This is a genomic window from Nocardia sp. NPDC004604 (assembly GCF_040609795.1).
Lineage (GTDB): Bacteria > Actinomycetota > Actinomycetes > Mycobacteriales > Mycobacteriaceae > Nocardia.
This window is the reverse complement of record NZ_JBEXLC010000025.1, coordinates 63,875-71,669: the sequence shown is the minus strand read 5'-3', so window position 1 is coordinate 71,669 and position 7,795 is coordinate 63,875. Positions and strand designations below refer to the sequence as shown.

8 protein-coding genes are annotated in these 7,795 nt (G+C 65.3%); 4 read left to right on the top strand and 4 right to left on the bottom strand.

What is annotated here, in order from left to right; all coding sequences use genetic code 11:
• Positions 1-31 precede the first annotated feature (31 nt).
• Entirely contained in the window at positions 32-550 is a 519-nt protein-coding gene (locus ABZW16_RS12200) for a hypothetical protein (RefSeq protein WP_354955021.1), read from the bottom strand.
• A gap of 34 nt (positions 551-584) precedes the next feature.
• Positions 585-1,073, bottom strand: coding sequence for a MarR family transcriptional regulator (locus ABZW16_RS12195; protein WP_354955020.1), 489 nt, complete (start codon positions 1,071-1,073; stop codon positions 585-587).
• Positions 1,074-1,155: 82 nt separating this feature from the next.
• On the opposite strand from ABZW16_RS12195, the gene ABZW16_RS12190 reads away from it, so the two are divergent.
• Complete coding sequence (locus ABZW16_RS12190; protein ID WP_354955018.1) at positions 1,156-2,373, top strand: FAD-dependent monooxygenase; 1,218 nt, start codon at positions 1,156-1,158, stop codon at positions 2,371-2,373.
• Here ABZW16_RS12190 and ABZW16_RS12185 read toward each other — a convergent pair.
• Positions 2,363-3,901: an NAD(P)/FAD-dependent oxidoreductase gene (locus ABZW16_RS12185; RefSeq protein ID WP_354955031.1), complete on the bottom strand. Its 1,539-nt coding sequence runs from the start codon at positions 3,899-3,901 to the stop codon at positions 2,363-2,365. The two genes, ABZW16_RS12190 and ABZW16_RS12185, sit on opposite strands and share 11 nt — an antisense overlap.
• 96 nt (positions 3,902-3,997) lie before the next feature.
• Here ABZW16_RS12185 and ABZW16_RS12180 point away from each other — a divergent pair, with 96 nt between their 5' ends.
• A complete protein-coding gene (locus ABZW16_RS12180) occupies positions 3,998-5,035 on the top strand; it encodes an AraC family transcriptional regulator (RefSeq protein ID WP_354955017.1) in 1,038 nt (345 codons plus the stop codon).
• Here ABZW16_RS12180 and bla read toward each other — a convergent pair.
• Positions 5,019-5,948: a class A beta-lactamase gene (bla, locus tag ABZW16_RS12175; protein WP_354955015.1), complete on the bottom strand. Its 930-nt coding sequence runs from the start codon at positions 5,946-5,948 to the stop codon at positions 5,019-5,021. The genes ABZW16_RS12180 and bla overlap by 17 nt on opposite strands.
• 587 nt (positions 5,949-6,535) lie before the next feature.
• Between bla and ABZW16_RS12170 the strand changes: the two genes are divergently transcribed.
• Positions 6,536-6,808 carry a cupredoxin family copper-binding protein gene (locus tag ABZW16_RS12170; RefSeq protein ID WP_354955013.1) on the top strand — a complete coding sequence of 91 codons (273 nt, stop codon included), beginning with the start codon at positions 6,536-6,538 and terminating at the stop codon, positions 6,806-6,808.
• Positions 6,805-7,755, top strand: coding sequence for a metallophosphoesterase (locus tag ABZW16_RS12165; RefSeq protein WP_354955011.1), 951 nt, complete (start codon positions 6,805-6,807; stop codon positions 7,753-7,755). Before ABZW16_RS12170 ends, ABZW16_RS12165 begins: the two co-directional genes overlap by 4 nt.
• Positions 7,756-7,795 lie beyond the last annotated feature (40 nt).

The window sequence follows — 7,795 nt, the reverse complement described above, 5'->3', positions numbered from 1 at the left end:
TGATCAATATGGTAAAGTGGCAGTTGATATTTTAAGTGTAGTTGATATGACAATGTTGATTTTCCACCGGCTGACCATTCACGGTCGAGGTCATCTGGACCTCAGCGCACCGCTTATTGCCATCGGTGATCCGCTGCAGATTTCCGGTTCGGCCCGAGACGAACTCGACGAACATCGTGCTCGACTTACCGGTCGCCGCGACGATCGATGACTGCCCGAGCAACTCCTTGGTCGCCGCACCCAGATCCTGCTGCGTCGACCCGCATTCCGCCGGGGTGAAGGTGGCATTCTGCTGGATGGCGGAGATATCGCCGACGGCCGACTGGAGCTTGTCCTGCGGCAGATCCACTTTCGTTGTGCCCGAGGGGAATTCCGCTGGAGTCAGCACCAGCTGTTCACGAGATGCGGTAGGCGCCGGTGAGTTCCAGCGATCCGCCGCGTCATCCTTGCCGCCACATCCGGCGACGAGCATCGTGCCCGCCGCCACTGCCACTACCAACCCTGCGTTCCGCCGTGTGATCATGTCGGTGATCATGTCAGTGTCGGCCATGGGCAATCCTTAACGCCCACTTGCGGAAGGTAATTCAGCGCTCACGTAGATTCGCGATGCGAGCGCGGTGGCGATCTTGCAATTCCCTTGACCGGCGCAAATAGTCCAGGACAGTGCGCAATTCGGCCGCGCTGTAACGGGCGACCTCCTCGGCACCTTCCTCGGCGATCGGGCCATAGATCCGCATGACTTCGGCCATTGCCCGGTCGGTGATCCGAATGATGACCTTGCGCCGGTCACCGGGTTCGGGATGGCGCGCGACGTAGTCGAGTTTCGCGAGCCGGTCCAGCATGGCGGTGACGCTGCCGCTGGTCAAACTCAATTCGGCGGCGAGGGCGCCGGGGGTGGATTCGCCGAGCCAGATGAGTTCCAGGCAGCGCAGGTCGGTGCGGTTGACGCCGAGATGGGTCGCGGCAGCCTCGTCTACGGCGTCGACCGCGGCCTGCAGCGCCTGCGCCTCGTGGCCGACCTGTGCACGCAGTTCGGCCAGCTCACCCGACTCTTCGGATTTTTCTCTTGACATTCAATCCTCTTGATCGTCAAACTACTAACGTCTTGATAATCAAGATACCGCAGAGTCAAGAGAGAGATTCGGGAGACACACCATGAAGAAGGCACTGATCATCGGCGGCGGGATCGCCGGACCGGTCACCGCGATGGCATTGCAGCGGGCGGGCTTGGAGCCCATCGTGTGCGAGGCCTACGAGGAGGCCGCGGCCGGGCAGATCGGCGCATATCTGACGGTCGCGGTGAACGGACTGTCGGCGCTGGCATTGCTGGACGCGCATCATGTGGTGACCGAGATCGGGCATCCGACCGCCACGCTGTCCTTCGCGACCAGCGCGGGTAAGCACATCACCGATATGCCGATCGGTGGCACACTGCCCGACGGAACCGTCACCCACAGCATCAAGCGCCGCGATATGTATCGGGCGCTGAATGCCGAGGCGACGCGGCGCGGGGTGCGATTCGAATACGGCAAGCGGCTGATCGATGCGACCTCGACCGCCGATGGCGTCCGCGCGACCTTCGCCGACGGCACCACGATCGAGGCCGACGTACTCATCGGTGCCGATGGAATCCGCTCCCGCACAAGGGAAATCATCGATCCGACCGCGCCGGAGGCACATTTCCTCGGCATCTACGGACTCGGCGGGTTCGTCACCGATCCGGCCCTGCACAGGGAGCTCGGATTGCGCCCGGGCGTGTACAGCATGATCTTCGGGAAGAAGGCGTTCTTCGGATACTTCGTCGCGCCGGACGGCGAGATCTGGTGGTTCGCCAATATGCCTCGGACACAGGAGCTTTCGGCACAGGATTCGGCCAGCTCGGCGCAGTGGCGGGCACAACTGGTCGAATTGCTCTCGGCGGATCGCGGTCCCGCGGCCCGGATCGTCGCCGCCACCACCGATGACACCTTCGTCTCCGCCTTCAACCAGTACGACATGCCGACAGTCGCCAAATGGCACAACGACAAGATGGTCATAGTCGGTGATGCCGCGCATGCGGTGGCCTCATCGTCCGGCCAGGGTGTGTCGATGGCGGTGGAAGACGCGGTGACGCTGGCGATCTGCCTGCGCGATATTCCGGACACCGCGGCGGCCTTGGCCGCCTTCGAGGACCGCCGCCGCGAACGCGTCGAGCGGGTGGTCGCGCACGGCGCGGAAACCAGTAGCGACAAGGCATCCAATGGGCTCGGCCGCCTACTGGTCCGCCTGCTCACACCCTATTTCCTGAAGAAGGCCGCCAAGGTCGGTGTCGCCCCGCTGAGCTGGATGTTCGACCACCGGATCGACTGGACGGCCCCGGCCGTCACCCGGTGACGGACAGATCGCGTTGGCGCACGGCCGAATACGGCGTCGGTGCCAAGGTCTTGTGCAGGCTGGTGCGCAGCGTGGTGGCCGAGTCGAGCAGATAGTTCTGCCGTACCTTCCACGGATGCCGATCACCCTGCCGGGGAAAGTCACCGATCGAACGCTGGATATAGCCGGAGGCCAGATCCAGCAGCGGGCGCTCGTCGAGTCTGCCATCCAGCTTCGGCACCACGGCCGCATAGCCGTTGCGGTCCAGGTGGTTGATGACCCTGCAGACCAGCCGCGAGGTGAGGTCGGCGCGCAGCGTCCAGGAGGCATTGGTGTAGCCGATGCAGACCGCGAAATTGGGTACGCCGGTGAGCATCGCGCCCTGCCAGACGAATTGCTCGGCGAGCGGCACCGGCTGCCCGTCGACCTGCGGCGCGATACCGCCGAAGGCCAGCAGCTGCAGTCCGGTCGCGGTGACCACGATATCCGCCTCCAGGATTCGGCCGGACTTCAACCGGATCCCTTCGGGCACAAAGGTTTCGATGTGATCGGTGACGACCTCGGCCGTGCCCTTCTTCATCGCCTTGAAGAAGTCGGCATCGGGCACTGCGCACAGCCGCTGATCCCACGGGTCGTAGTCCGGGGTGAAGTGTTCGGCAACGGCATTGCGATCCTTGATGATTCGGGTCGTCAAACCGGTGAGCAGTTTGCGGGCGGCCTCGGGACGGCGGCGGCAGTACTGGTAGAAGCCGATGCTGAACAGAATGTTCTTGGTGCGGATCACGCGGTGCGCCAACTTGGGCGGCAGCAGCTCGCGGATCTTATCGGCCTGCCTGTCCCGGCCGGGGACGGCGCTGATCCAGGTCGGTGAGCGCTGCAGCATGGTCACCAGCTCGGCCTGCTCGGCCATGGCGGGCACCAGCGTGACGGCCGTCGCGCCACTGCCGATGACCACGACTCGTTTGCCGGTGTAGTCGAGATCCTCGGGCCAGAACTGCGGATGCACGATCTGTCCGGAGAAGGAGTCGATGCCGGGAAACTCCGGGGAGTGGCCCTGGTCGTAGTTGTAATAACCGGCGCAGGCATAGAGGAAGTTGCAGGTCAGCGTGCGGCGCTCGGTGACACCCGCGGCGTCGCGCTGCTCGAGGGTGAGCGTCCAGCGCGCCGATTCGGTGGACCAGTCGGCGGCAACGACCTTGGTGCCATAGCGGATGTGCCGGTCGATGCCGAACTCCGCGGCGGTTTCCTCGACGTAGCGCAGGATCGATGGACCGTCCGCGATCGACTTCGCATCCCGCCACGGCTTGAACGGATAGCCCAGGGTGAACATATCCGAATCCGAACGAATTCCGGGGTAGCGGAACAGATCCCACGTCCCGCCGAGTGAGGCGCGCGCCTCCAGCACCGCGTAGGTCTTGCCCGGACATGCGGTCTGCAGCCGGTATGCGGCGCCGATCCCCGACAGTCCGGCGCCGACGATCACGACATCGAGGTGGTCCGGAAGTACGGCGGTCTCGGTCCCGCCCGCCACCGGGCCACCACCCGTCATCGAATCGCTGCGCGATGCTCGCCTCATCACTCCAGTCTGCGAGGGCAGAGTACCGGATTCTTGACTTTGCGCGACAAGTATTTGATTCTGAGCGACATGTCGGTGATTCGGTCCGCGGGGCTGCGCGGATTCCGCGCGACGGTGGCCGAGCTCGGCGGCAATGCCGAGGAGTTCGCCACCGCCGTCGGGCTGCCGATCGCCGCCCTCGATGCCGATGATCTACTGGTACCTGATCAGGCGGTCGCGGCGGCGCTGGAGTTGGCCGCACAGCGACTCGACTGCCCCGATCTCGGCCTGCGCATCTCGCGACGGCAGGATCTCGATATGCTCGGCCCGCTGGCCCTGGCCATCCGGAATTCACCGACCCTCGCCGATGTCCTGGAATGCTGTTCGCGCTATCTGTTCCTGCACGCGCGCTCGCTGCATCTGGCCCTCGAACCCGACCCGTACGGCGATCGCAGCGTGATCGCCCTGCGATACGGGATCCAACCCGGCCTGCCGACACCGGTCCAGGGCACCGATCTCGGGCTGGCCTTCGTGCACCGCACCTTCCAGCGACTGGTGGACGAGCGCTACGGGCTACGCTCGGTCGAACTGCCACATCGGCCCGCGGCGCCGATCCGGGTCTATGAGGAATTCTTCGGCGCACCCGTGCGCGTCGATCGGCCAGCGGCGGCATTGCGTATCCCGAGCCGCTTGGCGTCACTGTCGCTGAGCGGCGGCGATGAGAACCTGCACCGCTTGGCCATGGCATTCCTGGCCGAACAGTCCGGCGGCGCGGATGCCGCCATCGCACCGAAGGTCCGCGCCGCCGCCCAACAGCTGCTGGGTACCACAGCACCGGAAATCGCCGCCGTCGCAAGGCTTTTGACGATTCATCCGCGCACCCTGCAACGACGCCTCGCCGCCGAGGGCAGCTCCTTCGCCGCCATCGTGGATACCGTCCGCCGCGATGAGGCCCGCCGCTACCTCACCACCACCGATATGCCGATGAGTCAGGTCGCCTCGCTGATCGGGCTGTCCGAACAGGCCACCTTCACCCGCTGCTGCCGAAGATGGTGGGGCACAACGCCTACCGCCGTTCGGCGCGAAGCAGCGCAGCAGCGGCCGACCGGGCTCACCGCACCGATGTGACGACCTCCTTGGTCGCCTCCGCGATCAATGCGTTGTCCGCCTGGGCATCTGGACTGTTATGGGTGGTCAGCACGGCGAGCACGATCGGCGCAGCGCTGCCGGTGGGCCAGGTGACGGCCACATCATTGGCCGATCCATAGTCGCCGGTGCCGGTCTTGTCACCGGTCTTCCATTCGGCGGGCAGGCCAGCGCGAATGCGGCTGCCGCCGGTGGTATTGGCCAGCAGCCAGGCCGTCAGCCGCTCCCGCTCGGGCGCGGCGAGTACGTCGCCGACGGTGAGTGCCCGATAGTCGGCCGCGATCGCCGCCGGGGTGGTGGTGTCGCGTTCGTCGCCCGGGATGGCGGTATTGAGCTGCGGCTCCCAGCGATCCAGTCGGGAAGTCCGGTCGCCGATGGAGCGCAGGAACTGGGTCAGGGCCTGCGGGCCGCCGAGCAGTTTCAGCAGTTCATTGGCCGCGGCGTTATCGCTGCGGGTGATCGCCGCATCGCACAATTCCGATACCGACATACCGCTCTCGATCCGGGTACCGGTGACCGGCGAACCGGCCGCGGCCGTGACATCGGCCTGCGTGAAATGGATGATCTGGTCGAAATACCCGGTGGCGAGCGGATGTTCGCGCAGCAGTGCGGCGCACACGAATGTCTTGAAGGTCGACATCATGGCGAACCGCTCGTCCTGGCGGTAGCCGACGGTCTTGCCCGAACCGGTATCGACGGCGAATACGCCGAGCCGGGCCGCATGCTGCTGCTCGATGCCGCTCAGCTGGGCCGCGGCGGCCACCGTGGTCGGTGCTGCCGGGGTCGAATCCGTCGACTCGCCCCCGCACGCGCCGATCAGGGGCAGCAGCGCCATCGCCAACAGGACGGACCTCGCGCGAACCGAGGCCGGTCCGCTTCTACCGATCTTTGTCATGCCGACACGACAACACAGGGCCGGTACGGCTGTCCAAGACCAATGCGCCCGAAAGTCGATATCGCTATCGATATCGCCGCAGCTCGGAACCCTATCGCGGCCCGTTATTCGGCGCGCTGCGGCCTAAAAGTCATCGCGAATGGCTCAGCTGCCCGGGACGCACGACAGGCTCAACGATCATCGGCGTTCACCCGCAGTACCGCCTTACCACGCCTGCCGCGCTGGCCAGCGACTCGAAGGCGTCGGCGGTCTCCTGCCCAGCGTCAGGCCGATCCACGGCGCGCCGGGAGCGCCGCATCCGGGGCCTTGCCGCAAGACCCCGGTCGTGCTGCGATCCACGGCGCGCCGGGTGCGATGCAGCGGACGACCGCGGCGCTGGTCGCACCGGAATCTGGCACGTCTGGTCACCCCATCGGCGGGTGGGGTGTAACGCGCACCGGTATCTGACTGTGGACGAGGTGACTGGTCCGCACCTAGATTCGGAAGGCACGGATTCATGCAGGGACGGGCGTCGTCCGCGAGAACCGCGGACCCGAGGACCGGGCGGGAGCTGCGGGTGGTGTCCCAGGACCGCCGCAACCACAACAATGTCGACCGCGGTCGCGGCAACCCCGAATACCGTCGATATCCAGAACTTCGTGTTCTCGCCCGCGAAACTCACCGTCCCCGTCGGTACCACGGTGACCTGGATCAACAAAGACGAAGAGCCGCATACGATCGCGGCGAGCAATGCCGGCTTCCGCTCCCCCGGGATGGGTCACGACGCGACATTCACCTTCGTCTTCACCACACCGGGGACCTTCGACTACATCTGCACGATTCACCCATTCATGCACGGCACCGTGGAGGTGACGAAATGACGCCGAGCAACGACTACGACCCCCGCGACCCACATGCCATGACCCGCCGCCAATTGCTGCGCCACTCCGCCTGGTTCGGCGCGGCGGTCGGATTGTCCGTTGTCGGAGGCGAAGTCATCTCGCAGGTGGCGGGCACCATGGCCCGTGCCGACAGCACACCGCGGCCGGAACTACGTTTCGCCCAACTCAGCGATAGCCATCTCGGCTTCCAGGGACCGGCGAACACCGATGTCACCGACACCTTCGCCGAGGCCATCGGTCAGATCAATGCCCTCGGCTATACACCGGATTTCGTGATCCACACCGGCGATCTCACCCACTTGGCCACCCCGGAACAATTCGATCAGGTGAAGCAGATGCTGACCCAGACGAATACCCCGCATGTCTTCACCGTTCCCGGCGAACACGATTCGATCGACGATGCCGGGCAGAAATACCGCGCCGCATTCGGCGCCGGAACTCGTGGCGACGGCTGGTACAGCTTCGATATCGCGGGCGTGCACGTGATCGCACTGGTCAATACGCTCAATCTGAATCTGCTGGGCCATCTCGGCCAGGATCAGCTGGAGTTCATTCGCAAGGATGTCGCACCGCTATCCAGTGACACCCCGATCATCGTCTTCAGCCACATCCCGCTGTTCGCCATGTATCCGGACTGGGGTTGGGGCACCGACGACGCCACCCAGGCGTTGAGCTACCTGCGCCGCTTCGCATCGGTGACCTGTCTCAACGGCCATGTGCACCAACTGTTCACGAAGACCGAGGGCAACATCACCTTCCACAGCGGGACGACCACCGCCTATCCGCTCCCCCATCCCGGCGACGGCCCCGCGCCCAAGCCGGTCACTATCCCGGCGGGGAAGCTGCACGACGCACTCGGCATTCGTGAAGTGAGCTTCGTGCGCGGCCAGCAGCAACTCGCCATCCGGGAGCGGCCCCTGAAATGAGCCGCGAGCGCGGTGGTCGCCCATCGAGCTCGGTTGCCGG

Excerpts from the sequence above, each read along its gene's own strand:
- ABZW16_RS12200 (WP_354955021.1), bottom strand. The coding sequence starts at position 550 with ATGGCCGACACTGACATGATCACCGACATGATCACACGGCGGAACGCA.
- ABZW16_RS12195 (WP_354955020.1), bottom strand. The coding sequence starts at position 1,073 with ATGTCAAGAGAAAAATCCGAAGAGTCGGGTGAGCTGGCCGAACTGCGT.
- ABZW16_RS12190 (WP_354955018.1), top strand. The coding sequence starts at position 1,156 with ATGAAGAAGGCACTGATCATCGGCGGCGGGATCGCCGGACCGGTCACC.
- ABZW16_RS12185 (WP_354955031.1), bottom strand. The coding sequence starts at position 3,901 with ATGACGGGTGGTGGCCCGGTGGCGGGCGGGACCGAGACCGCCGTACTT.
- ABZW16_RS12180 (WP_354955017.1), top strand. The coding sequence starts at position 3,998 with ATGTCGGTGATTCGGTCCGCGGGGCTGCGCGGATTCCGCGCGACGGTG.
- bla (WP_354955015.1), bottom strand. The coding sequence starts at position 5,948 with ATGACAAAGATCGGTAGAAGCGGACCGGCCTCGGTTCGCGCGAGGTCC.
- ABZW16_RS12170 (WP_354955013.1), top strand. The coding sequence starts at position 6,536 with ATGTCGACCGCGGTCGCGGCAACCCCGAATACCGTCGATATCCAGAAC.
- ABZW16_RS12165 (WP_354955011.1), top strand. The coding sequence starts at position 6,805 with ATGACGCCGAGCAACGACTACGACCCCCGCGACCCACATGCCATGACC.